This is a genomic window from Microbacterium sp. NPDC088619 (assembly GCF_044752825.1).
GTDB lineage: Bacteria > Actinomycetota > Actinomycetes > Actinomycetales > Microbacteriaceae > Microbacterium.
Window position 1 is genome coordinate 2369011 of record NZ_JBIVLZ010000001.1, and the last position, 24144, is coordinate 2393154.

The 24144-nt window shown below is 68.4% G+C and carries 22 protein-coding genes; 10 read left to right on the plus strand and 12 right to left on the minus strand.

The genetic code is table 11. The annotated features are described in order from the left end of the window. The first annotated feature begins 10 nt into the window (after window positions 1-10). Window positions 11-1288, plus strand: coding sequence for an AI-2E family transporter (locus ACIP5T_RS11375; protein WP_400863181.1), 1278 nt, complete (start codon window positions 11-13; stop codon window positions 1286-1288). A 93-nt stretch (window positions 1289-1381) separates the two neighbouring features. On the opposite strand, the gene ACIP5T_RS11380 is transcribed toward ACIP5T_RS11375, so the two are convergent. The 9 genes from ACIP5T_RS11380 to ACIP5T_RS11420 form a co-directional block, all read right to left on the minus strand. Further along, window positions 1382-2305 (minus strand): ABC transporter substrate-binding protein, encoded by a 924-nt coding sequence (locus ACIP5T_RS11380; protein WP_400863182.1) that lies wholly within the window; start codon window positions 2303-2305, stop codon window positions 1382-1384. A gap of 48 nt (window positions 2306-2353) precedes the next feature. Continuing rightward, window positions 2354-3142 carry an ABC transporter permease gene (locus tag ACIP5T_RS11385; RefSeq protein WP_400863183.1) on the minus strand — a complete coding sequence of 263 codons (789 nt, stop codon included), beginning with the start codon at window positions 3140-3142 and terminating at the stop codon, window positions 2354-2356. Continuing rightward, window positions 3139-3819 (minus strand): ABC transporter permease, encoded by a 681-nt coding sequence (locus tag ACIP5T_RS11390; RefSeq protein ID WP_400863185.1) that lies wholly within the window; start codon window positions 3817-3819, stop codon window positions 3139-3141. The genes ACIP5T_RS11385 and ACIP5T_RS11390 overlap by 4 nt, the downstream gene beginning before the upstream one ends. After that, window positions 3816-4703: an ABC transporter ATP-binding protein gene (locus tag ACIP5T_RS11395; RefSeq protein WP_400863187.1), complete on the minus strand. Its 888-nt coding sequence runs from the start codon at window positions 4701-4703 to the stop codon at window positions 3816-3818. Before ACIP5T_RS11395 ends, ACIP5T_RS11390 begins: the two co-directional genes overlap by 4 nt. Window positions 4704-4767: 64 nt before the next feature. Continuing rightward, on the minus strand, window positions 4768-5070 hold the full coding sequence (locus tag ACIP5T_RS11400; protein WP_056310755.1) for a DUF427 domain-containing protein: 303 nt from the start codon (window positions 5068-5070) through the stop codon (window positions 4768-4770). A gap of 201 nt (window positions 5071-5271) precedes the next feature. Further along, the gene (locus ACIP5T_RS11405; protein ID WP_400863189.1) at window positions 5272-6705 is read right to left on the minus strand and encodes a dihydrolipoyl dehydrogenase family protein; all 1434 of its coding nucleotides are present in this window, start codon (window positions 6703-6705) and stop codon (window positions 5272-5274) included. 291 nt (window positions 6706-6996) lie between these two features. Next, window positions 6997-8367 carry an MFS transporter gene (locus tag ACIP5T_RS11410; protein WP_400863191.1) on the minus strand — a complete coding sequence of 457 codons (1371 nt, stop codon included), beginning with the start codon at window positions 8365-8367 and terminating at the stop codon, window positions 6997-6999. 57 nt (window positions 8368-8424) lie between these two features. Then, the gene (locus tag ACIP5T_RS11415) at window positions 8425-9534 is read right to left on the minus strand and encodes a lactonase family protein (RefSeq protein ID WP_400863193.1); all 1110 of its coding nucleotides are present in this window, start codon (window positions 9532-9534) and stop codon (window positions 8425-8427) included. 7 nt (window positions 9535-9541) lie between these two features. After that, entirely contained in the window at window positions 9542-10828 is a 1287-nt protein-coding gene (locus ACIP5T_RS11420; RefSeq protein WP_042540385.1) for an adenylosuccinate synthase, read from the minus strand. A 277-nt stretch (window positions 10829-11105) separates the two neighbouring features. Between ACIP5T_RS11420 and ACIP5T_RS11425 the strand changes: the two genes are divergently transcribed. Then, window positions 11106-12143: a DMT family transporter gene (locus ACIP5T_RS11425; protein ID WP_400863194.1), complete on the plus strand. Its 1038-nt coding sequence runs from the start codon at window positions 11106-11108 to the stop codon at window positions 12141-12143. A gap of 21 nt (window positions 12144-12164) precedes the next feature. Here the strand turns inward: ACIP5T_RS11425 and ACIP5T_RS11430 are convergent, their stop codons facing one another. Both ACIP5T_RS11430 and ACIP5T_RS11435 read right to left on the minus strand, forming a co-directional pair. Then, window positions 12165-13610 (minus strand): mechanosensitive ion channel domain-containing protein, encoded by a 1446-nt coding sequence (locus ACIP5T_RS11430; protein ID WP_400863196.1) that lies wholly within the window; start codon window positions 13608-13610, stop codon window positions 12165-12167. Window position 13611: 1 nt separating this feature from the next. After that, a complete protein-coding gene (locus tag ACIP5T_RS11435) occupies window positions 13612-15771 on the minus strand; it encodes an adenylate/guanylate cyclase domain-containing protein (RefSeq protein ID WP_400863198.1) in 2160 nt (719 codons plus the stop codon). Between the two features lie 113 nt (window positions 15772-15884). Between ACIP5T_RS11435 and ACIP5T_RS11440 the strand changes: the two genes are divergently transcribed. Next, the gene (locus ACIP5T_RS11440; protein ID WP_400863200.1) at window positions 15885-16607 is read left to right on the plus strand and encodes a Pr6Pr family membrane protein; all 723 of its coding nucleotides are present in this window, start codon (window positions 15885-15887) and stop codon (window positions 16605-16607) included. On the opposite strand, the gene ACIP5T_RS11445 is transcribed toward ACIP5T_RS11440, so the two are convergent. After that, window positions 16582-17460, minus strand: coding sequence for a hypothetical protein (locus ACIP5T_RS11445; protein ID WP_400863202.1), 879 nt, complete (start codon window positions 17458-17460; stop codon window positions 16582-16584). The two genes, ACIP5T_RS11440 and ACIP5T_RS11445, sit on opposite strands and share 26 nt — an antisense overlap. A 232-nt stretch (window positions 17461-17692) precedes the next feature. Here ACIP5T_RS11445 and ACIP5T_RS11450 point away from each other — a divergent pair, with 232 nt between their 5' ends. From ACIP5T_RS11450 to ACIP5T_RS11480, 7 genes are read left to right on the plus strand one after another with little or no spacing between them, the layout of a single operon-like run. Further along, window positions 17693-18853 (plus strand): AAA family ATPase, encoded by a 1161-nt coding sequence (locus tag ACIP5T_RS11450; RefSeq protein ID WP_400863203.1) that lies wholly within the window; start codon window positions 17693-17695, stop codon window positions 18851-18853. 7 nt (window positions 18854-18860) lie between these two features. Further along, window positions 18861-19748 (plus strand): DUF58 domain-containing protein, encoded by an 888-nt coding sequence (locus ACIP5T_RS11455; RefSeq protein WP_400863204.1) that lies wholly within the window; start codon window positions 18861-18863, stop codon window positions 19746-19748. Next, entirely contained in the window at window positions 19735-20226 is a 492-nt protein-coding gene (locus ACIP5T_RS11460) for a hypothetical protein (protein ID WP_400863206.1), read from the plus strand. Before ACIP5T_RS11455 ends, ACIP5T_RS11460 begins: the two co-directional genes overlap by 14 nt. After that, window positions 20217-21203, plus strand: a complete 987-nt coding sequence (locus ACIP5T_RS11465) for a VWA domain-containing protein (protein ID WP_400863207.1) — start codon at window positions 20217-20219, stop codon at window positions 21201-21203. The genes ACIP5T_RS11460 and ACIP5T_RS11465 overlap by 10 nt, the downstream gene beginning before the upstream one ends. Beyond that, window positions 21200-22225, plus strand: coding sequence for a VWA domain-containing protein (locus ACIP5T_RS11470; RefSeq protein ID WP_400863209.1), 1026 nt, complete (start codon window positions 21200-21202; stop codon window positions 22223-22225). The genes ACIP5T_RS11465 and ACIP5T_RS11470 overlap by 4 nt, the downstream gene beginning before the upstream one ends. Further along, a complete protein-coding gene (locus tag ACIP5T_RS11475) occupies window positions 22222-23007 on the plus strand; it encodes a hypothetical protein (protein ID WP_400863211.1) in 786 nt (261 codons plus the stop codon). Before ACIP5T_RS11470 ends, ACIP5T_RS11475 begins: the two co-directional genes overlap by 4 nt. Next, entirely contained in the window at window positions 23001-24125 is a 1125-nt protein-coding gene (locus ACIP5T_RS11480) for a DUF4064 domain-containing protein (RefSeq protein WP_400863213.1), read from the plus strand. The genes ACIP5T_RS11475 and ACIP5T_RS11480 overlap by 7 nt, the downstream gene beginning before the upstream one ends. Window positions 24126-24144 lie beyond the last annotated feature (19 nt).

The following is a 24144-nucleotide window of genomic DNA, read 5'->3' on the forward strand; positions in this document are numbered from 1 at the left end:
TCGTGAGCACATGAGCCGAGAAGAGCACGAGCCGTCCTCGAGCGGATCCGCTGCCGCATCCGCCCCACCCCCGGCGTCCGAGCGCGAGCCCTCGTCGACCGACGCATCCGCTGACGGCTCCGCGTCCGCGATCTCGCCGACGACAGGGCCCGCCGCCGTCACGGCGACCGGTCCGCGCGAGTCGACGTCGCCCGCCTCCCGTCACGGCGTCGTCGAGCCCATGACGCCGAGCCGGTCGTTCTGGACGCGCATCGACCGTCCGTTCGTGTTCGGATTCCTGGTGACGCTCGGCGGCCTCGCCGCCATCGTGCTCGGTCTGGCGGTCGCGAACCTGTCAACCGTGCTCATCTACATCGCACTCGCCCTGTTCGCCGCCCTGGGGCTCGACCCCACCGTGCGGTTCCTCGAACGGCGAGGGCTGTCGCGGGCCATCTCCGTGGTGGTCGCGATCCTCGGACTCGTCGTCGTGGCGGGCCTCGTCGTGTGGATGGTGCTTCCGGTCGTGATCGACCAGATCGCGAGCTTCGTGCGGTCGGTGCCGGGGATGATCCAGGAGTTCACCCGCAGCGACATCTATGCGACACTCGACGCCCAGTTCGGCGACCAGTTCCAGGACCTCGTCGCAGAGGTGCAGAAGTTCCTCTCCGATCCGGGCAACATCGCCGCGATCGGCGGTGGGGCGCTGCAGGTCGGTGCCTCGATCGCCAACGCCGTCTCGGGCATCATCGTCGTGCTCGTGCTCACGCTCTACTTCGTTGCGACGCTGCCCTCGATCAAGACGGGAATGCTGCGTCTCGCTCCCGCCCGTGACCGCGCTCGCGCAAGCGACATCACCGACCAGATCACCGACTCGGTCGGCGCGTACGTGATGGGAATGGTCGTGCTCGCGTTCTGCAACGCCGTGCTCGCGTTCCTGCTCTACGTATTCCTGGGGCTGCCGTTCCCGCCGCTGATGGCGACGGTCGCCTTCTGCATCACCCTGATCCCGCTCGTCGGATCCGTAATCTTCTGGATCATCGGCACGAGCCTCGCGCTGTTCAGCGACCCGATCGCAGCGCTCGTCTTCGCTCTCATCTACCTCGTGTACATGCAGATCGAGGCGTACGTCATCACCCCTCGCGTCATGAACAAGGCGGTCGCCGTTCCGGGAGCCCTCGTCGTGATCGGCGCCCTCGCCGGTGGCACGCTGCTCGGCCTGCTCGGCGCTCTCGTGGCGGTGCCCGTCGCGGCATCCATCCTCATCATCATCAAGCAGGTGCTGATCCCGCGGCAGGATGCCCGGGTCTAGCGCACTCACCCGGCGAGGCGGACCACCGCACCTCACACGCAGAAGTGCCCGGACCCTGAGGGCCCGGGCACTTCTCATGAGAACGACTCGCGATCAGACGAGGTCGTTGTCTTCCAGCCACTTCTTGGCGATGTCCTCCGACGACTGCTGGTCGACCGTGCTCAGCACGTTGAGGGCGACGAGCTCCTCACCGGTGAGCTTGGCGCTGACGGCGTTGAGCACATCGGAGACGTCATCGGCGATGTCGCTCGACACGATCGGCACCACGTTCGACGAGATGATCAGGTTCTCGGGGTCTTCGAGAGCGACGATCTCCTCCGTCTCGAACGCAGGGTCGGCGGTGTAGATGTCTGCGACCTGGATCTGCCCTGCGAGCAGCGACTCGAGCGTGGTCGGGCCGGTGGCCGAGAACGCCAGGTCGACGCCGTAGACCTCCTTGGCCGCAGCCGGGCTGTACGGACGCTGCTCGAACTCGGGCGCGGCGCCGATCGTGACCTGCGAGGTGACCTTGCTGAGGTCGCCGATCGTGGTCAGGCCGTTCTCCTCGGCGAAGCTCTTGAGCACCGTGTAGGAGTCCTGATCGGTCGCCTCGGCGAAATCGAGGGTCGTGAGGCTCTCGGGCAGGGCATCCTGCAGAGCGGCATAGACGTCATCGGGGCTCGTCACGTCGATCTCATCGTCCGAGATGTACTCGAGCAGGCTGCCCGTGTACTCGGGGAAGACGTCGATCTCGCCGGACTCGACATCGGGCATGTACGCGTCGCGCTGACCGATGCTGAGCTGCTTCTCGACGTCGAAGCCGGCGCCTTCGAGCGCCTGAGCGTAGATCTCGGCGATGATCTCGTTGGAGTAGTACGCCTGGGAGCCGACGACGATCGTGTCGCCGCTGCCCGAGCTCTCGCCGGAGTCGGCCGGCTCGCCGAGCGATTCGCTCGAACCGCAGGCGGACAGGGTGAGTGCCGCCGCGGCGACAAGGCCGACGGCGAAGACAGAGCGCTTGCCTCGTGCTGTGAACATGGACTTCCTCTTCTCTGGGGGACTTCTGGGGACTGCTGTGCTGTGGATTCAGGCTGTGGCGGGCTCGGTGGCGACCGGAGTCGGTCCGTCACCGGAGGTGGGCGGCTCCGAGTTCGAGGGCTCGGCCGCGGGAGCGAGCGCGCGCGAGCGTCGGCGTGAGGGGCGGCCGCCCGTGCGCAGCCCTCTCGGGACGGCGAGGTGCTGGGCGGCGGCGAGCAGCAGGTCGACGATCAGCGCCAGCGTGGCGACGAGGATCGCTCCCGCAAGCACCTGGTCGAAGCGCTGCAGCGGGATGCCCTGGATGATCGGGTAGCCGAGCCCGCCCAGGCCGACGTACGCGGCGATCGTGACAGTCGCGATGACCTGGAGCAGAGCCGAGCGGATGCCGCCCACGAGCAGCGGAAGACCGAGCGGAACCTCGACCTTCCAGAAGATCTGCCAGCCCGTCATCCCCATGGCCTTCGCCGAGTCGATCACCCGTCGGTCGATCGCCTCGAGCCCGGTGTAGGCACCGGCGAGCAGGGACGGGATCGCAAGCAGCACGAACGTCGTGATCGCGGCCTGGGGAACGCGGAGCACGCCGAGCAGGAGCACGAGGAGAATCATGAGGCCGAAGGCCGGGATCGCGCGTGCCGCACCCGATACGGCCACCGCGATCTCGCGTCCCTTGCCGGTGTGACCGATGAGCCACCCGAGCGGCACTGCGATGGCCGCCGCGATGACCACCGAGATCGCTGTGAGCGTCAGGTGCTCACCGAGCAGCTTCGGCAGTGCGTAGTTGCCGGTCCACTGGGCCGGGGCCAGCATCCAGGCGAATGCTTCGAGGAAGAGGTTCATGCGGGCGCCCCCACCACGACTGGTCGCGCCGCGCTCGTCTTGGTCGTCGCACGCGTCCACGGCATGAGAGCCCGCCCCGCGAGCAGAAGCAGCAGGTCGATCACCAACGCGATGACGACGACGGCGATGATGCCGGCGAACACCTCGGCGATGATGCGGCGGTCGAGGCCGTTGGTGAAGAGGTAGCCGAGGTTCGTGATGCCGATCAGGATGCCGACGGTCGCGAGTGAGATGGTGCTGACCGCAGTGACCCGCAGACTCGCCAGGATCACCGGGCCGGCGAGCGGGAACTCCACCGCCCAGAAGCGCCGGAAGGACCCGAACCCGGTGGCCGTAGCCGCCTGGCGGATGTCGTCGTCGACCGAGTCGAGGCCGTCGGAGACCCCCCGCACGAGGATGGCGATGGCGTAGATCGTCAGCGCGATGATGAGGTTGGTCTCACTGCGGGCCGAGTATCCCGCGACCGACGGCAGCAGGATCAGCAGCGCCAGCGAGGGGATCGTGTAGAGCAGCCCCGTGAGCACGATGATCGGTCCGCGCACGAGCTTGAACCTCCACGCGACCCAGCCGAGGGGCAGCGAGAGCACGAAGCCGAGCACGATCGGAACGATGCTCTGACGCAGGTGCACCAGAGTCAGGTCGACGATCAGATCGAGGTTGTCGACGACCCAGTTCATGTGAGTCCGCTCTGCACGGCTCCGAGGGCGGCGGCATCCGGGCCGGCGAGCGGACCAGCGGACTTCTCGGGCTCGGCCACGATCGCGCCCTGGGTGCGTCCCTCGGAATCGACCACCACGGTGCCGTGCGGTGTCTCTCTGAGGTGCAGCGCGCGGCGCCCGCGGTCGGCGCCGATGAAGGAGGCGACGAAGTCGTCTGCGGGGTTCTCGATGATCTCGCTGGGGCTGCCCACCTGGACGATCCGCGCGCCCTTGTCGAGGATCACGACCTGATCTCCGAGCAGGAAGGCCTCGTCGATGTCGTGCGTGACGAACACCACGGTCTTGTCGAGCTCGTGCTGCAGCCGCAGCGTCTCCTGCTGCAGGTCGGCGCGCACGATCGGGTCGACCGCGCCGAAGGGCTCGTCCATCAGGAGGATGTTCGGATCGGCTGCGAGTCCGCGGGCCACTCCGACGCGCTGCTGCTGACCGCCCGAGAGCTGGCTGGGATACCGTTCGGCCAGCGACTGGTCGAGGCCGACCGTCTTCAGCAGCTCCCGCGCGCGCTCGTGCGCCGGCGCCTTCTTCACACCGGTGAGGCGCAGCACCGTGGCGACATTGTCGATCACCGTGAAGTGCGGCATGAGACCCGAGTTCTGCATGACGTAGCCGATGCGGCGACGCAGCGCGACGGGGTCGCCGCCGAGCACGCTCTCGCCATCGATCTCGACCTCGCCCGACGTCGGCTCGACCATCCGGTTGATCATGCGCAGCAGGGTGGTCTTGCCGCATCCCGAGGATCCGACGAACACCGTCGTCTTGCGAGACGGGAGCACCAGGCTGAAGTCCTTGACGGCGGTGGTGCCGTCGGGGAACTGCTTGGTGACGTTGCGGAACTCGATCACGATTATTCTCCGGTCGGTCGATCGACGAGACGGGCGTCAGCACCCCGGCTGCGGCATACAGAGGTCATGCGGAGACTTCGACCCGCGGGTCGAAGGCGACGAAGCCCGAGAAGTCCTTGCCGACGCGGTCGAAGGCACTCGGGAACGGAGTGGGATAGGACCACGCGTAGTCGGTGTGCAGTTCGCCACCCGCCTGCACGGAGAAGTACTGCGCTGCGCCCTTCCAGGGGCACGTGTACTGGGTCGGGCTCTCGACGAGCGCTCCCTCGGTGATCGACGCTGGCGGGAAGTACCAGTTTCCCTCGATGCGGGCGAGATCGCTCTCGTCGGCCTCGGCGATGACGGTTCCTGCGAGTACAGCCTTCATGGTCCTGCCTCCTCGGATGTGGGTTCGAGCGTATAAGAGGTGTGCGACATTCGTCGGGGGGTTGTGCCCGACGTCGTCAATGTGGGACACAATCCTGCTCCGGGCGCACCGATCGCACCAGATCTCTCATCGGCTGTTCGGAGCGGATGCCGGAACGGATGGCGCCGCGCGGCATCCGTTCTTCGCATCCGCCGACCGTCGTCATGCCGAGTCCCGCCCGTAGGCCTCGAGCAACCGAAGCCAGATCTCGCTGATGGTGGGGTACGCCGGAACCGCGTGCCACAGGCGGGCGATCGGCACCTCGCCGACGATCGCCACGGTCGCCGTCTGAACGAGCTCGGCGACCTCGGGTCCGACGAACGTCGCACCGATGATGACGTCGCGCTCCTTGTCGATGACGAGACGCGCCTGTCCTTCGAAGCCGTCTTCGTAGAGGCTCGCCCCGGCGACCCCGCCGAGGTCGTAGTCGATCACGGCGACATCGGTGCCCGCTTCGCGCGCCTCGGCCTCGGTGAGGCCGACCGACGCGACCTCGGGGAACGAGAACGTCACCTGCGGTGCCGCGGCGCTGTCGGCCGTCGCCACGTGCCGACCCCAGGGGGCGTCGTCGACATCCTCGCCCCTGGCTCGTGCCGCGATCACGTCGCCTGCGGCCCGCGCCTGGTATTTGCCCTGGTGGGTGAGCAGAACGCGGCCGTTGACGTCGCCCACCGCGTAGAGCCAGTCAGAGCCCGGCACCCGCATCGTGTCGTCGACGGTGATCCAGCGACCGGCCTCGAGACCGACGACGTCGAGCCCGACGTCACCGCTGCGCGGAGATCGCCCCGTCGCCACGAGCACCTCGGCCGCCGTGACCGTTGAGCCGTCGTCGAGCACGATCGCGACGCCGTCGTCGCTGCGCGTGACGCTGGTCGTGCCGGTATCGGTGCGCACGTCGACGCCGAGCTCCTTCAGCCCCGCCGCGACGCGCTCTCCCGCGAACGGCTCCATCGCCCCCAGCAGACCGCTGCGGGCGATGATCGTCACGTTCGAACCGAGCGCCGCGTAGGCCGTGGCCATCTCGACCGCGACCACTCCGCCGCCGATCACCGCGAGCGAATCCGGAAGCTCCTCGGCGCTGGTCGCCTCGCGACTGGTCCAGGGAGAGGACTCACTCAACCCCTCGATCGGCGGGATCACGGCATCCGATCCCGTGCTTATGGCGACCGCGTGGCGCGCATGGAGCACGCGGGTGCCGCCTTCGGCATCCGTCACGGTCACCTCGCGCTCGCCCGTCAGGCGACCGTGACCGCGCACGAGGTCGATGCCCGCCGAATCGAGCCACTTCACCTGGCCGTCGTCAGACCAGTTGCTCGTGAACGAGTCGCGGCGGTCGAACACCGCGCGCACGTCGAGCTTTCCGGTCACCGCCTCGGCCGAGCCCTTCACCTTCTGCGCCGCGCGCAGCGCCTGGGCCGGACGCAGCAGCGCCTTCGACGGCATGCATGCCCAGTAGGAGCACTCACCGCCGACCAGCTCGCTCTCCACGATGATCGCGGTCAGTCCGTTCTGCACGGCCCGATCGGCGACGTTCTCGCCCACCGGCCCGCCGCCCAGGACGATCAGGTCGTATTCGTCGGTCTTCTCAGCAGTCATGAGGTGCACCTCTCCGTCGCCCAGTCTTGCTCAAGACCAACGCCGAGTCACGGGGTGGTTGTTCCGTGGGCGCGTCGCCGGGCGCGTCGTCACCGTGGTTCCAGGCCACCTCACCTCCACTCCTTCCGGCCCCTTCTCGGCCGGGTGACCGGTCCGTCTGCAGGATCAGGGCACGTCTGCAGGACCCCATCCGTGGTTCGGTCCTGCATCTGTGCGTCGGTCCTGCATCCGGGCGCCCCGTATCGGCTCGCATCCCCCTGGTTTCGGCGACGCAGACCTGCCTGGACCAGGTCACACCCCACGAGCAGCGACCCGGGGCGCGAGCACCGCCGCGGCGAGCGCGATGATCCCGGCGAAAGCGAACACCGCGATGAACGGGTCTCCCGCCGCGGCCAGCCCGGTGAACAGCACTCCGGTGATCGCGAGTGCCAGCGCGCTCCCGAACGAGTCGGCCACGGTCATGGCCGAGCTGTTGAAGCCCTGGTTCTCGGGCGCCGACATCTCGAGCGTCAGCGCGCTGGTGCGCGGGCTCATCAGCCCCATACCGGCTCCTGCGAGCACCCAGGCGAGGATGATGACGATCACCGGCGCGGACAGCACGGTGGCGACGAGCGCGAGGATGACTCCCGCGACGACGAGCACCGTTCCGAGGCGCACGGCCAGCACACTCGAGAGCCTGACGCCCATGCGCCCCTGCACGGTGGCGGCAGCCGACCAGGCGAGGGCGCCGCCGGTGAGCGAGAGTCCGGCGATGGTGGGCGAGACCTCATAGCGCTCGGTCAGCAGGTAGGGGATGTAGACCTGAGCGCCGAAGAAGCCGGCGGCGGCGAGCCCGCGCACGAGCAGCACCGACGGCAGACCCCGTCGCGCCCGCAGCGTGCCCTTCGGCAGCAGCGCACGAACCGCGACCAGTGCCACGACCACGGCGGCGGCCGCGAGCACGGGCCCGGCTCCCGGGAGATCGCCGACGAGATTCAAGGCGAGCACGGCGACCGCGGCGAGCACCGACCAGCCGAGTCGTCCCCAGGCCCAGGGCGTGGCGACGTCGCCCTCGCCGGAGAGTCCGCGCAGCGCCGGGATGACCATGAGCAGCGCGGGGACGACGAGGAAGACCACGCCGAGGAACACCCAGTGCCAGCTCCAGATCTCGGTGACGGCGCCGGCGACGGTGGGCCCGACGAGCGAGGGCACGACCCAGGCCGCGGCGAACCCCGCGAAGATCGCCGGGTGCAGGTCCCGCGGGTACACGCGAGCGACGACCACGTAGAGCGCCACCATCAGCCCGCCGCTGCCGAGGCCCTGCGCGAAGCGTCCGGCCACGAGCACCTCCATGCTCGGCGCGAGTCCGGCGACCACGAGGCCGATGACGAACAGGACCACCGACGCGTAGAGCGGAGCCACGGGCCCGCGGCGATCCGCCCAGTTGCCCGCCACGGCCATGCCGATGACCCCCGTCGCCAAAGGGCCGGCGAACGCGAGGGCGTACAGCCGTTCGCCGTCGAGGTCGGCGCTCACCGCCGGCATCACCGTCGTGACGGCGAGGGACTCGAACGCCCCGAGGAACACGAGCGCGCAGGCGCCGATGGTGATCCAGACGTAGGCGCCGCTCAGGATGCCGGTGGCGGGCTTCGCGGTCGGAACCGCATCGGTGTCGATGGTCATAGGGTCGACCGTAGAACCTCAACAATGGTTGAGGTCAAGCTGCTCCCGTCGACCGCCTCAGCGCACCGGCAGGATGTGCGTGGGCGCCGGAGCCTGAGCGACGTGCCGGATGTCGAGAGGTGCACCCGTGCGCTCGTCGAGATCGATCAGCGCGACGGTGTCGGAGCGCTGCCCCGCGACCAGCAGCTTGCCCTCGTGCACGAGGTGATGACGCGGCCAGTCGACCCCCGAGTCGGCGAGCGCGATCGACTCGAGAGCCTCGCCCCCGCCGCGCACACGCAGAGCGGCGATGGTGTTGCTGCCGCGCAGAGCCGTGTAGAGGAACTGGGCGTCACGCGTGCGGGCGAGCTCGGCGGGGAAGTCCACGCCGATCTCGGCGATGGGGCTCGTGAGCACCGACGACACGACCGCCCATGTGCCGTCGCGCCCGGCCGCGAGAGTGAACACCTCGCACGAGTACTCGGTCACCACGTGCAGGTGACCGCTGGGGTGCACGACCATGTGACGCGGACCGGTGCCGACGGGCAGCACGACCTCGTGATCGAGCACGAGCCCGCCCGCGATCGGACGCCAGATGCGCACGAGGTCGAATCCGAGATCGGTCGTCGCGATGCGCCCGTCGGCGAGGAACGCCGCGGAGTGGGCGTGCGAAGAGCGCTCGTCTCCGGTGGCGGTGAGCGCACCGGCATACGGATCGGATGCCGAGGCGGCGACACCGGCCGGCGCCGTCTCCTCGAGCGGTTCGCCGAGGAGCGCTGCGCGCAGTTCGGCGGCCTTGTTCACGGCATCCTGCACCAGGCGCCCCTGCGCGTCGATGCCGATGCGCACGACCCGTCCGTCGCCGTAGCAGCTCGCGATGAGGAACGATCCGCTCGACGAGACCGCCACGTGGCACACGCCGTCGCCCGCAGGCACGGGCTCGCCGATCGGCTGGAGCGCCGACTCCCCGCTGCGCGAGAACGCCTGAACAGCCGCATCGCCCTCGAGCGCCGCGTAGACGACGTCGAGGGTCGGATGCTGCGCCAGCCACGACGGCGAGGGGGTCCGAGTGACCGCACCGCGATACTCGAGCGCGGTCGGCGCGCTCTCGTCGCCTGCGAGCAGACCGATGCCGTCTGCCGCGCCCTCCATCGCGGGGCCGTACCCGCCGAGCCAGAACCGTGTCACAGCGCGCTCAGTCGAGCAGATCGTGACGCACGATGACCTGGTCGCGCTCGGGGCCGACGCCGATGACCGAGATGCGCGTGTTGCTCATGCCCTCGAGCGCGATGACGTAGTCCTGCGCGTTCTTCGGCAGGTCGTCGAACGTGCGCGCGGTCGAGATGTCCTCGCTCCAGCCCGGGAAGTACTCCAGCACGGGAGTCGCGTGGTGGAAGTCGGTCTGGTTGACCGGCACCTCGTCGAAGCGTCGGCCGTCGACGTCGTAGGCGACGCACACCGGGATCTGCTCGAGACCGGTCAGGATGTCGAGCTTGGTGAGCACGAGGTCGGTGATGCCGTTGACCCGGGTCGCGTAGCGGGTGATCGGGGCGTCGTACCAGCCGACGCGGCGCGGGCGCCCGGTGGTTGTGCCGAACTCGAAGCCGCGCGAGCGCAGCCATTCGCCCTGCTCGTCGAACAGCTCGGTCGGGAACGGGCCGGACCCGACGCGAGTCGTGTAGGCCTTGACGATTCCGACGATGCGGTCGAGCGCGCCCGGCCCGATACCCGATCCGGTCGACGCGCCACCGGCGGTGGCCGATGACGACGTGACGAACGGGTAGGTGCCGTGGTCGACATCGAGCATGGTGGCCTGGCCACCCTCGAACACGACGACCTCGCCGCGCCGTAGGGCCTCGTCGAGCAGGTATCCGGTGTCGGCGACCATCGGACGCAGACGCTCGGCGTAGGAGAGCAGGTCTTCGACGATCTCGTCGGCCGTGATCGCTCGACGGTTGAAGATCTTCACCAGCAGGTGGTTCTTCTGGTCGAGAGCGCCCTCGACCTTCTGGCGCAGGATGTTCTCGTCGAAGAGGTCCTGCACGCGGATGCCGACGCGGTTGATCTTGTCGGCGTACGCCGGGCCGATGCCGCGGCCGGTCGTGCCGATCATGCGCTTGCCGAGGAATCGCTCGGTGACCTTGTCGAGCGTGCGGTGGTACTGGGTGATCAGGTGCGCGTTGGCGCTCACCTTGAGGCGCGAGACGTCGATGCCGCGGCCGCCGAGCGCCTCGAGCTCGCTGAAGAGCACCTCGAGGTCGATGACGACGCCGTTGCCGATCACCGGTGTGACACCGGGCGACAGGATGCCGGAGGGCAGCAGGTGCAGCGCGTACTTCTCGTTGCCGACCACGACCGTGTGGCCCGCGTTGTTGCCGCCGTTGAACTTGACGACCCAGTCGGTGCGCTCGCCGAGCAGGTCGGTGGCCTTGCCCTTGCCCTCATCGCCCCACTGGACGCCGACGATAACGATTCCTGGCATGGGTATCCCCCTTGCTTTCGCCGGGTTTGCACCGGCTGATGAGCTGGCCCTTGTCGGGCGACTCCATCCTACCGAAGGGCTGTTTCGCGGCCGTTTCGGGCTGTGGAGTGGCCACCTCCGGGGGTGCTCACCCGACGGGCGCCGGGTCCGGGCGCCGGGCCCGGTGCTGCGACCCGATGCCGATCCCCGGGGCACGGGGTGTGCGTCTGCAGGACCGATGCACGGTTGCAGGACGAAAGCCTGCGCCTCGTCCTGCAACCGTGCTCACGTCCTGCGGATGACCCTGCCGAGCGGAGCCGACGGACAGCTGGCGGAAAACGAGCGGATGCTGTCGCTCCAGCCGGTCGCCGATGTCGGTGGCCGGTGGCACGATCGGAGGATGCCGAAGACCGGTCGCCTGCACGGCGACGACAGCCTGACCACAGCGAAGCCCCGCACCCAGGGGCCGCTCGTGCTCGTCGCCGCCCTGGTGACGGTGGTGCTGTGGGCGTCGGCGTTCATCGGCATCCGCGGTGCAGGGCCGCACTTCGACCCCGGCGCGCTGGCGCTGCTCCGCATGGCGGTGGGCACCGCGGTGCTCGCGATCATCGCGGTGCGCCACGGCATCCGTCTTCCCGACCGTCGGCACTGGTGGCTCGTGGCGGTGTGGGGCATCGGGTGGTTCTGCGTCTACAACCTGGCCCTGAACGCCGCCGAGCGCACGCTCGACGCGGGCACCGCGGCGATGGTCGTGAACCTCGCGCCGCTCATGGTCGTGGTCTTCAGCGGGCTCTTCCTTCGAGAGGGGTTCCCGAAGCCGCTCATCATCGGAGCGCCGATCGCGTTCCTCGGCGTCGTGCTGATCGGCATGAACTCCTCCACGAGCGAGGGGCCCGACATCACCGGCCTGTTGCTCGCGCTGCTCGCCGCTGTGATGTACGCGGGATGCACTCTGCTGCAGAAGCGTCTGCTCAGCGCGGGCACCGACGCGACGACCTTGACCTTCCTCGGCGCCGCCGCCGGCACCGTCGCGCTGCTCCCCTGGGTGGGCAGCCTGGTCGGCGCGTTGCAGACGGCTCCGCTCGGCTCGACTCTGTGGGTCGTGTATCTCGGCATCTTCCCGACAGCGATCGCCTTCACCACGTGGGCGTACGTGCTGCAGCGCAGCACCGCCGGGCAGACGTCGGCCACGACTTATGTCGTTCCCGCGATCGCGATCCTGATGTCGTGGGCGATCCTCGGCGAGGTGCCGACCCCGCTGATGTTCGTCGGCGGCGCACTCTGCCTGCTCGGCGTGCTCGTCACCCGGATGAAGTGGGGTCGCCGCACGGCCTGACCCAGGCGGGCTGAGAAAGCCTCAGCGCGGCGACACCGACCTGCGCTGACGGATCGACCCGCGCTGCGCCTCGACGCTCGCGAGCATTTCGCCGGCGAGCTTGCGCTTGAGTTCGAGCGACTCTCCGATCTCGGCGGCGAGCCTCGGGCGAGTGCGGATCAGCTCGTCGATCGTCGCGAGCGGCAGCACGAGCACGGTCAGGATCTCGCCCGCGACCGTCACAGCCTGCGTCCGCTCGCGGGTGAGCGCGGTCTGACCGATCAGGTCGCCCTTCTCCGCCGATGTGAACTCGACGCGACCGCCATCGACCTCGATCGCGAGCACCGCCCGGCCCGACACGACCACCCGCACCTCGTCGGGAACGACACCACTGGCGAGAACAACCTCGCCGACGCCGTAGCGCTCGAGATGCGAGTTCTGCGTCATCGCCTCGAGATCGTCGTCGTGCAGATGCAGCGTGCCGGCGATCTCGGCGAGCGCCTCGGCGAGGCGACCGGGCTCGGCGATCGGGTCGGTGGCGTCGCCGTCGAGCGCGAATCCACGCCGCCGCGCCGCGTACCAGACCCACGACAGGTACATCGAGAGTGCGCGTCCGGCATCCGCGGGTCCCGCGACCGGAATCGAGACACCGTATGCGCCGGCGCCGGAATAGCTGACCGAGGCCCGCTCCCGATCGGCGAGCATGGGCAGCGCATCGGCGACCTCGACGAGCAGAGCCATCACCTCGTGCGGCGGATCGTCTGTCGCGAAGGTCACCGAGGTCGATGCCGAGTACGGCCCGTCCGGCTCGGAGAGGTTCGTGAACGACGCACCCGACAGGCTCGAGTTGGGCACGATCTGGATGCCCGACCCCGTATCGATGTGCACGGCGCGCCAGTTGACCTCGACCACGCGCCCTCGAACGCCGGCCGCATCGAGGAAGTCGCCGATCTTGAACGGCTGCTCGAACAGCAGCAGCAGGCCCGAGATGACGCCGCCCACCGCATTCTGCAGCGCGAGCCCGATGACGATCGATCCGACGCCCAGGGCGGTGAACAGGCCGCCCACATCGGCATCCCACACCCACGAGAAGAGGAGAGCGAGCCCGAGGGCGACGAGCACGAGACGGGCGATCTCGACGAAGATCGTCGGGATCCGCTTGCGCCACGAGTCCTCGGCGGCGTTGGCGAACAGCGCCACATTGAACGACGAGAGCAGCAGCAGGATCACGAGGAACCCGAAGACGGTCGCGGCGACGCGGGTCCACACCTGATCAGCGGGCGACTGGATCGCGAAGGCCAGCAGCGCGAACAGTGCGCCGACCGGGATCACCCCGTTGCGCAGCAGACGGAGGGGGCCGGCGAGCGGGCTGTTGCGACGGCGGAGCCCGTTGATCATCTCGGTGAGAACGACGAGCAGCACCGGCACCCCGACCGCGAGCGCGACGACCCACCACCCCCAGCCATCGCGGAACGCGTCGTCGAGCATGTCAGCTCACCTTCCAGACGGTCTCGCTCTTCCCGTGCGCCTCGACCGTGCCTGCCTCGGTGAACGTGAAGATCTCCCGCGTGCGGTCGTAGACCGTCTGACTCACATACACGCCGGGGTCGCCGGTGACCGAGCGCACCCGATAGGCGAGGTTCACCGCATCACCCCAGAGGTCGTAGGCGAGAGTCGTGCGGGCGACGAGTCCGCTCGTGACGGTGCCGGTGTCGACCCCGGCACGGAGGCCGATCGACGACCCGTTCTGCGCGTTGAACCGCTCGACGACGCCGAGCAGGAGGCGCGCGAAGTCGACGCTGCGGCGCACGTTGTCGACGCGAGGCACGATCAGACCGGACGACGCCAGGTACCCGCCGCGCAGCGTGCGGACCTTCTCGACCCCAGCCTTCTCGGCCGCCTCGTCGAACCCGCGCATGAGGGTGTTGAGCAGCCCGATCTCCTGCTCGGCGGTCAGGCCCCGCGCGTACTCGTCGAAGCCGACGAGCTCGGCGAACACGACCGACACGTTCTCGTGCGCCTCCGAGATCGCCTCGTCGCCCTTCTTGTACTTGGCTGCGACGCTCTCGGGCATCAGGGTCAGCAGCAGCTTCTCGTTCTCGGCCTGCTGCTCGTCGATCAGCTCCTGCTTGATGCGCAGACTCGATGCCATGTCGTTGAACGCGCTGCCGAGATCGCCGAACTCGTCGCGCGAGCCCTGCGGCACCTGCACGTCGAGATCGCCCTCGGCGACGCGATGGACCGCACCGACGAGCCTGTGCACGGGGCAGGTGAACACCTGCGCCAGCAGCAATGAAAGCAATGACACCCCCAGCATGATGCCCAGCAGCGACAGCAGCACCGTGCGGGTGAAGTCGCTGACGGGCGCGAACGCCTCTTCGGAGTCGATGCGGGCGATGATCACCCAGTCGAGGCCCTCGACCTCCAGCGGCGCGTAGGCAGTGACGCTCTCGCGGCCCAGATAATCCCGCCCGATCGTCGTGCCCGAACGGCCCGCCTGGGCATCCGTCACCGCCTGGGTGTTGACCTGCTGCAACAGCACCGTGCCGTTCACCTCGACGGCTCGCTCGGCGACGCTCGGCGGGACGCCGCCGTTGATCGCGATCTCCTGGTAGCTCGCCGGGTCCTCGATGAGCCGCCGCGAGTTGCTGCGCATCAGATCGTCGCGACCCACGAGGTAGACCTCGCCGGTGTCCCCGAGTCCCTGCGACTTCCACTGCTCCGAGCCGGTCGTGAGGTCGTTGATCGTCTGGATCGAGACCTGGAACGCGATCGCGCCCGTGATCCGATCGTCGTTGCCCACCGGCGAGATGACCCACATTGTCGGGATGTTGAGCGACGGGATCCACCGCTCGAAGTCGGTCAGGATCACCGTGTTCACCGAGTTCGTCGCGATGGCATCGGAGTACGCGCCCGCGAGCACGGTGTCTCGGTAGGCTCCGGTCAGCAGGTTGGTGCCGAGTTCCGGCCCCTTGTATGCCGAGAACACGACATCGCCGTCGAGGTTCATCAGCAGGGCATCCTCGTAGCCGGCTTCCTCGACCAGCCGTGTGAAGTAGTCGCCGTAGCGCACAGTCGCCTCGCCGTAGGGCGTTCCGTCATCAGGATCGTTGTCGTTGAGGAGGGTGTCGTAGTCCGCGTCGAAGTCCTCGTTCTGGGTGGTGAAGTGAGACTGCAGGTGCTGGCCGGCCACGGAGTCGGGGATGAAGGCACTGTCCCCGTACTCGTCGCCGGTCCGCCCTTCGAGCTGAGGGATGAAGAAGTCCCTGTAGTACGCCTCGAGTCCTTCGCGTTCCCCCGGCTCGGGTTCGTGCTGCTGCAGCTCCTCGAAGCCCTCGTTGAGGGAGGTCGAGAGCGTCTGCGCACTGAGGTTGCGCGAGTGCAACGAGGCATCGCGCTTGACCGTCTCGAGTGCGTCGGTGATCTCCGCCGCTCTCATGGATCGGATCGTGATGAGCTGATCGACCGCCGAATCGTGCAGCGACTGCCGACCGTTGACGAATCCGATCGCGCCCACGATCACGGATGACACGAGACTCACCGCCAGGAGCATGATGAGGAGCTTCGACTGGATGCTGAGCCCAGCCCGTCCGCGCCACAGTCGTCGCCGCTCCCCCGTGCCGTTGGATCCCGCGGTGCCCTCGCTCATGTGCCCCTCCCGGCCGCGTGCGCTGCGCTCTTGCGCAGACGCTATCGACATATCGGTATTTCGGTCTAGCGATCAGACGGATCCCGACCGATAAAGTGTGCGCGGAGGCGAATATGACGACTTGGTGGCCCTACGCACGACTCGCAGCAGCCGTGCTCGGACTCGCGGCGATCGTCGCGCAGCTCGCCCGCAGCATCCAGAACGCGCTGAACGCCACCACCGAGTGGGGCCAGCACATCCCGACTGTCGCCGCGAACTTCCTCAGCTTCTTCACGATCCTGTCGAACGTGCTCGCGGTGATCATTCTGGCGATCGGCGCGATCTGGGCACTGCGCCACCGACGCGGCACCGAGCCCGAGCCGACGTGGTTCGCGATCGCCCTGGCCTGCGTGAGCACCTACATGATCGTCACCGGCATCGTCTACAACACGCTTCTCCGCAACGTCGAACTGCCCCAGGGCGTGACCGTGCCGTGGTCGAACGAGGTGCTGCACGTCGTCATCCCACTGTTCCTCCTGGCCGACCTGCTGTTCGCCCCTCGACGACGGGCACTCGGCTGGAGCGCTGTCGCCATCGTCGCGATCTTCCCGATCGTCTGGGTCGTCTACACGATGATCCGCGCGAACTTCATCATCGCCCCTGCCACCGGCGAGGCCTGGTGGTACCCGTACCCCTTCCTGAATCCGCACCTGGTGCCCGGCGGCTACCTCGGTGTCTCGGGGTACATCGTCGGCATCGCGATCGCCATCATCGGTGTCGCGTGCTTCGTGGTCTGGGTCGGCCGCCGGCGCGGCAGCGCGACGGACGCGGCTAGCGGATCGCGCCCTCAGGACTGAAGACCGAGAGCACCGGAGCACTCACATGCTGCGGGGTCGTGGCGACGGCCTCCCGCGGATCGAGAAGTCGGATCGGAACCCGGTCGCCGCGGAGCTCCTCCCGCGTCGACGGCTCCAGTCGATAGAGGCGGAGCGCGAGCCACAGCAGCGTCCCGTCCACCCCGAGCGCTGCGGGGTCGACGTCGATCACGCCGCGCCTGCGTGAGAATGGATGACGCCACCGCTCGCGATAGCTGGCGGCCCCGGGACGCACGGTGATCTTGAGCACGATCGAGTTGTTCATCCCGACGCCGACGTCGATGCTCAGGATGTCATCCCAGTGCACTTCGGCATCGAGGTGGAAGGTCGCGGATCCGAGCCCGCGAGGATGCAGGAACAGCCGCCGAGGCTGCCGCAGCGAGATCAGGTGACTGACGATCGGACCGAGCAGTAGCACGGCGAACACCGCCCAGACCACACTCCACGCACCGCCGACGCTCACCGCGGCAACCGCGAAGGTCGCCGCTGCGGCGAGCGCCGCGACCAGCGTCGTCGCGGGCACGAGCTTCGATCCGGGAAGGAGTATCCCCCCGGGGACGCTCGCGCTCGCCCGACTGACGTCCTCCGCGCTCACGCGTCGGCGAGACAGGGTCGTGAGCCACAGCGTCACCGCGATCACCCACCAGAGCGCGGGGACGGCGATGAGCACCCCCAGGATCGGGCGCATGGATGCGGTGTCATGCAGATACGTCCAGACACACAGCACAGTGGCGACGGCCGCGAGGATCACGTTCAGCACGACCACGGCCACCCACAGCGGTCGTCCGATCGAGTACTCGAGCGCACTGCGCGGCATCGTTCTGGGCTGCTTCATCGTTCCCGCATCATCCGAAGATCGAGTTCTCAGCTAAGCACGCGTCCGTCGCTCCGCCGATATACGCGTCGAACCGGACCAGACCTCACGATGCCGAGTCACGAATGCCGTCCCCCTGCGCGCCCCGCATCCGCGCCATCCGTCTCCGAGCCGGAGCCGCGCCAGCGGATGAGGTTACGCTGGTCGACGGGGGTCGTCGACGCGTCCCCCGTGGGAACGAGGAGACATACCGATGAACGAGCCCTACGCGCCCGGCCCCTCCGCAGGTTCGACGCCGCCGCCCCCACCTGCCCCCTCCGCCCAGGCCGCCCCGCCTGCCCCTCCCGCTCCTGCGGCCCGTGCTGAGGCATCCGCAGCATCCGCTCCCCCGGCCCCTGCGGCGTCGACATCGGCGAGCAAGAGATCCGAAGCTCCCACCGAGGCCGAGCTTCAGCGCGCGACCGCCGTGCTCAAGACCGTGTCAGACGCGTACTCGGCGAAGATGGTCGGCCAGGAGCGCCTGCGCATGAGCCTGCTGATCTCGCTGATCGCCGGTGGGCACATCCTGCTCGAAAGCGTTCCGGGTCTCGCGAAGACGACCGCGGCGAGCACGCTCGCCGACACCGTCAGGGCGCAGTTCAAGCGCATCCAGTGCACCCCCGACCTGCTGCCCAGCGACATCACCGGCAACCAGATCTACGACGCGGCGACGGGCTCGTTCCGCACCGTGCTCGGCCCGGTGCACGCGAACTTCGTGCTGCTCGACGAGATCAACCGGTCGAGCGCCAAGACCCAGAGCGCCATGCTCGAGGCGATGCAGGAGCACCAGACGACGATCGGCGGCGAGGTGCACCACCTGCCCAAGCCGTTCCTCGTGATCGCGACGCAGAACCCCATCGAGCAGGAGGGCACCTATGAGCTGCCCGAGGCCCAGATGGACCGGTTCCTGCTCAAGGAGATCGTCGAGTACCCGAGCCCCGCCGAGGAGTTCGAGATCCTCGGGCGCATCGACTCGGGTGTGCTCGACCCCGACCGCCACGTCTCGAGCGCGATCAGCCTCGACGACGTGCACATGCTGCAGGACGTCGCGAGCCGCATCTACGTCGACCCGGCCATCCGCAATTACATCGTCTCGATCGCCTACGTCACCCGCAACCCGGCGCCCTACATCGGCGAAGAGCGCGCCCGCTTCATCAAGTACGGCGCGAGCCCTCGTGCGAGCATCGCGTTCCTGCAGGCATCCCGGGCGCTGGCGCTGCTGAACGGCCGCGGTCACGTGATCCCCGAAGACATCCGCTCGCTGCGCCACCTCGTGCTGCGCCACCGCGTGCTGCTGACCTTCGAGGCCGATGCCGAGGGCATCCGCAGCGAGGAGATCATCGACCAGATCTTCGCCGCAGTGCCCACACCCTGACCTCGCCATGGCCAGCCTGATCGCCCAGGTGAAGAGCAAGCTCTTCATCCACTCGTCGCGCAAGTCGCTGCACGCGCTCGACGGCGCCTATGCGTCGCTGCTGCACGGCCGCAGCCTCGACTTCGAGGACCTGCGCAAGTACGAGTACGGCGATCAGGTGCGCGACATCGACTGGCGTGCGACTGCTCGGCTCGGCACTCCGCTGGTGAAGCGGCACCGTGCGATGCGGATGCACACGATCCTGTTCGTGGTCGACACGGGCCGCTCGATGGCCGCACTCGCGCACGACGAGAAGTCGAAGAAGGAACTCGCGATCCTCGCCACCGGAGTGCTGGGCGTGCTGGCGCTGCGCCACGGCGACGACTTCTCCCTCGTCTACGGCGACTCCGACCGCATCCGCCGTCGCGCACCCGGCCGCAGCGAGGGCGCGCTCGAACACGCCCTGCGCACGATCGACCAGGCCATCGACTCGAGCACGGCATCGAGCGACCGGGACGCACTCCTGTCTCACGTGACCCGCACGATCTCTCGCCGCATGATCGTGGTCGTCATCACCGACGAAGCGCCGGTCACGACGGAGACCGAGCGGATGCTGCGCCGGCTGCGCGTGCAGCACGACGTGCTGTGGCTGACCGTGAGCGACGCCGATCCGGTGCTCGACCACGCGACAGGCACCATCCGCAGCGATGTCGACACCATGTGGGAGGTGCCCGACTTCGTGCAGGGCGACCCCGACATCATCCGCGAGCTCGCGGCGCAGACCGAGGCCGACGCTGCGCGTCTCGCAGAGCTGCTCAAGCGCATGGAGATCAGCCACAGCGTGCTGGCAGGCCAGGACGACGCCGTCTCGCAGCTGCTCCAGCTGCTGAATCGGAGGTCGAATGCCCGGCTCTGATGAGCTCTATCCGCCGTTCCAGTACGGCTGGGGCTGGATCCTGCTCGCGTTCGGCATCCTGCTGCTGCTGATCGCGGCGGCGTGGCTGGTCGTCGCCCTGACGCGTCCGCGGCGTGACCTCACGCTGACGCGCGACGCTGAGGGGCCCGCTCTGCTCACGACCGACGTGCTGTCGCAGCTGAGGGTCGAGTACTTCGATCGGATCCAGCGCATCGAGGACGACTACCGTGCCCGCACCCTGTCGGCCCGCAACGCGAACCTCGAGCTCAGCCGTGTGGTGCGCATGTTCGTGAACGAGTACAGCGGGCTCGAGGCCCCTGTTCTCGCACTCGACGACCTGGTCTCCCGCGGAGTGCATCCCGCCCTCGTCGACGCCATGGGGCGCCATTACTACCCGAGCATCTTCCGCCCGGGCCCCGCGATCGATCCGATCGCAGGCGCCGAGGCCGCCAGAACGGTGGTGCGCACATGGCACTAGCGAACTGGTGGCTCATCCTCGTCGCTGCGGGCGTCGTCGTCATCGCTGTCGGGATCGGCATCGTCATCGGGCTGCGCAGCGGTGCGAAGACCGAGGCGCACGAGCGCGCACGCGTCGCCCGAGCCGAACGCCTGCGCGCCCTGCCGACGTTCCGGCAGGCACTGAACCGCCGCGTGCTGGCACTCTCGAGCATCCTGCTGATCGGCGTGGTCGCGACACTGGCGGCCGGAGTCGTCTCTGCGCGCCCGATGGCGTCGCAGACCATCCAGCCCGTCAACACGAGCCGCGACATCATGCTGTGCCTCGACGTCTCGGGCTCGATGAGCGAAGTCGACGTCGAGGTGCTCACCATCTTCGAGGAACTGCTCGAGGACTTCGAGGGCGAGCGCATCGGCCTCACGATCTTCAACAGCTCGCCCGTGCAGATCTTCCCCCTGACCGATGACTACGAGTTCATCCGCGACCACCTGCAGAGCATCCGCGAGAGCTTCGAGTTCACCGAGTCGATCCCCGAGCACTGGGTCGGCACGCTCAACGGCAACGGCGCCTCGCTGATCGGCGACGGCCTGGCGGCCTGCGCGATGGCGTTCGACCATCCCGATGACGAGCGGTCTCGTTCGATCATCTTCGCCACCGACAACGAGGTGAACGGCGCATCTATCGTGACTCTCGACGAGGCGGCGGCGTATGCCGGTTCGAACGGGGTCCGGGTGTTCGCGCTCAACCCCGTGCAGGGCAAGGACGCCGACGTCAGTGCAGAGCTCGCGAAGGCGGCCGAGGCCACGGGTGGCCAGGCCTACGGCCTGCGCGACACCACCACCGTGAGCGACATCGTCACCCAGGTGCAGGAGCAGGAGGCGGCCGCGCTGAAGGGTCAGGCGCAGGTCGTCTGGACCGACGCCCCGAACCTCTGGATCGTCGTGCTGATGATCTCGATGCTCTCGTTCATCGTCGTGCTCTGGAGGGTGAGACTGTGATCTTCCAGCCCGTGCTCAACATCTTCCTCCTGGCGCTCCTCTGCACGCCGGTGGCCGTTCTCGCCGTGATTGCACTGACCAGGGCGAAGGGGCGCGACAGAGCGCTGTGGGCCATGCGGCTGGTCATGCTGTTGGCCTGCTTCTTCATGTTCCTTCGCCCTGGGCTCCCAGGCGGTGCGACAGAGACGCTCGCGACAGACACCGACATCGTGCTCGTCGTCGACACGACGGCGAGCATCGTCGCCGAGGACTGGAACGGCGACGAGCCGCGCCTGGACGGCGTCCGCGCCGATGTGCAGGCGATCGTCGACGAGTACCCGGGTGCCCGCTTCGCCCTGATCACGTTCGACGCCACAGCCGACCTGCGCATGCCACTCACCACCGACACCACCGCGCTCGTCTCCTCGCTCGAGGTGCTGCGCCCCGAGGTGACCAGCCAGTCACGGGGCAGCTCCATCGGCATCGCGAACCAGCTGCTCGCCGACACCCTGACGAACGCGGCCGAGGCCTCACCCGACCGCTCGCGCATGGTGTTCTACTTCGGCGACGGCGAGCAGACGGTCACGTCAGCGCCTGAACCGTTCGACGGCAGCGAGGAGCTCACGGATGCCGGTGCGGTCCTCGGCTACGGCACGACGGAGGGCGGGCCGATGAAGCTCACCACCGGCAGCGTCGAGGGGTCGTCGAACGAGTACATCGAGTATCAGGGGGCGAACGCCCTGTCGGTGATCGACGAGGCGAACCTCGAGGCGATCGCCTCGGATCTCGGCGTCGACTACCAGCACCGCACTGCCGATGCCGAGCTGGTCCTGCCTGACGCGCCGTCGACGACCACCAGCTATGCCGAGTCGGGTTCGGTGGGCAACGTGACCGAGCTGTACTGGATCGCGGCCCTCGTGGTCGTGGCGCTGCTCGGGGTGGAGCTCACGAGGGCGAGCATGCTCGTCGCCCGACTGCGTCTGCTGCGAGCGCCCTCGACGTCGCCTCGTCGGAAGAAGTCGACCGGCGGAGGTGCCGCATGACCGATCTGTCGACTCGGGCGGGCGCGACGCCGCCCGGCACCCCTGACGAACTGAAGGCGTCGGCCGCCGCGGCGCTTCTCGCCTCGAATCGTCGCCGACGCCGCATCCGTCGGTGGATCGCCATCGGCACTCTGCCCCTCACGCTGGCCGCGCTGCTGTTCGTCGGCAAGATCCTCAGCATGTATGCGTTCGCGCACCAGTCGATCACCGCCTACGTGGCCGACGACTACTCCGGTTCCGAGGCATCGGCCCGCGGTCAGGAGTTCCTCAACTGGTTCGAGCCCTACAAGGCGCCGTTCAACGTGGGCACCGCACTTGCCGGGGCCGAGAAGCTGCCGGAGGCACGGACGGAACTCGAGGAGTCGCTCGACCTCGCGACCGGCCTCGAGGTGTGCACGGTGCGCATCAACCTCGCCCTCGTCCTAGAGCGCATGGGCGACGCCGCGCGCACCGGGGGCGACGGCGCCGCAGCCGCCGAGTTCTACGGCGAAGCCCTCACCGTCACGACCGAGTCGCCGGAGGAATGCAACAGCGAAGAGGCGCAGGAGCAGTCGTCCGACCCTGACCGCGACATGCAGCAGAGCAGGGAAGACCTCGAGGACCGTCTCAAGCAGAAGCAGCAGGACGAGCAGCAGCCGCCCCCGGAGGAGCAGGAGCAGGAGCCGCAGCCCTCGGACGAGAAGCTCGAAGAGCTCGAGGACAAGCTCGAGCAGGGAACGCAGGAGCGCGATCAGCAGCAGGGCGACGACGGCGGAGGCTCGGGGACGGACAAGCCATGGTGATGGATCACGAGAAGCAGCGGGCCCGCTACGTCGCCGGCACCGAGGGCGCACCACCCGTGCCGCCGCCCGGAGGCTATCGCAACGCACGCCGCCAGGCCGGCCCTGTCGTGCAGCATCCGGGCGCCCCCGCCCTGTCGGGCACCGCGAGCGCGGCCGAGATCTCGTCTGAGACGAAGAAGCCGGCGAACGCACTCGGCTGGATCGCCCTGGTCGTCGGCATCCTGTTCGCGCTGATCCTCCTCATCACGCTGGCGATCGGCGCGACCGACGCGCTCTACGGCGTGACGATGCTGGCGCTGCAGCTGGTGGTCGTGGCAGTCATCGTCGGCGCGATGTTCACCGCCCGTGGACGCACCCTGGCCGCCGTCGCCCTCGCGATCACCCTGATCTTCAACGTGGCCACAGTGGGCGGCATCGGCGCACTGCAGACGTCGGCCTCCGGCAGCTACGACGGCATGAAGTCCGACGAGCAGAAGCACGAAGAGGCCTACCCCGGCATCAAGGGCACCGATCCGCAGGATGCGCTGCGGCAGCAGTCACTCGAAGATGTGCAGGCCGAGGCCGACAGCCTGTTCGCCGACATCCGCGACCGCATCACCGCCGAATACGGGTACGAGTGGGTGCAGGTCGGCGACGAGGATCTGCGTCCCGAGCGCAACGGCTACGGCGGCGAGTCGATGCTCATCGAGTACACCTCCGTCGGATGGGCGACCACCGAGCCGATCCAGGACTACAGCCTCAAGCTCGAGGTCATGGCCACGATCGACTCGGTCGTCGCCGAGCACGGCCTGCCGTCGCTGTACTCGTTCAACGGCGAGTACTCGGGGATCGATCCGTCGATGATCGCCAAGCTCTACGGCAGCGAGGATCCGCGCGAGCAGCACACCTGGGAGTACTACACCGAGAACTACCCCGACCCGATGCGCTTCTACGCGAACATCTTCGACCTCTCGAACGACCCGTCCGGCGACTTCCTGACGACGCGGGAAGCCCAGAGCGCACGCACCGGAGAACCACTCGAGGGGCTGCAGATGGTCGTCATCGCGAGCGCGGTGCTCAGCGAGGCCGACCGTGCCGAATTCGAGGAGAAGCTGCAGGAGTACCCCGGGTTCGGTTGAGTCCTGGTGGATCTGCCAT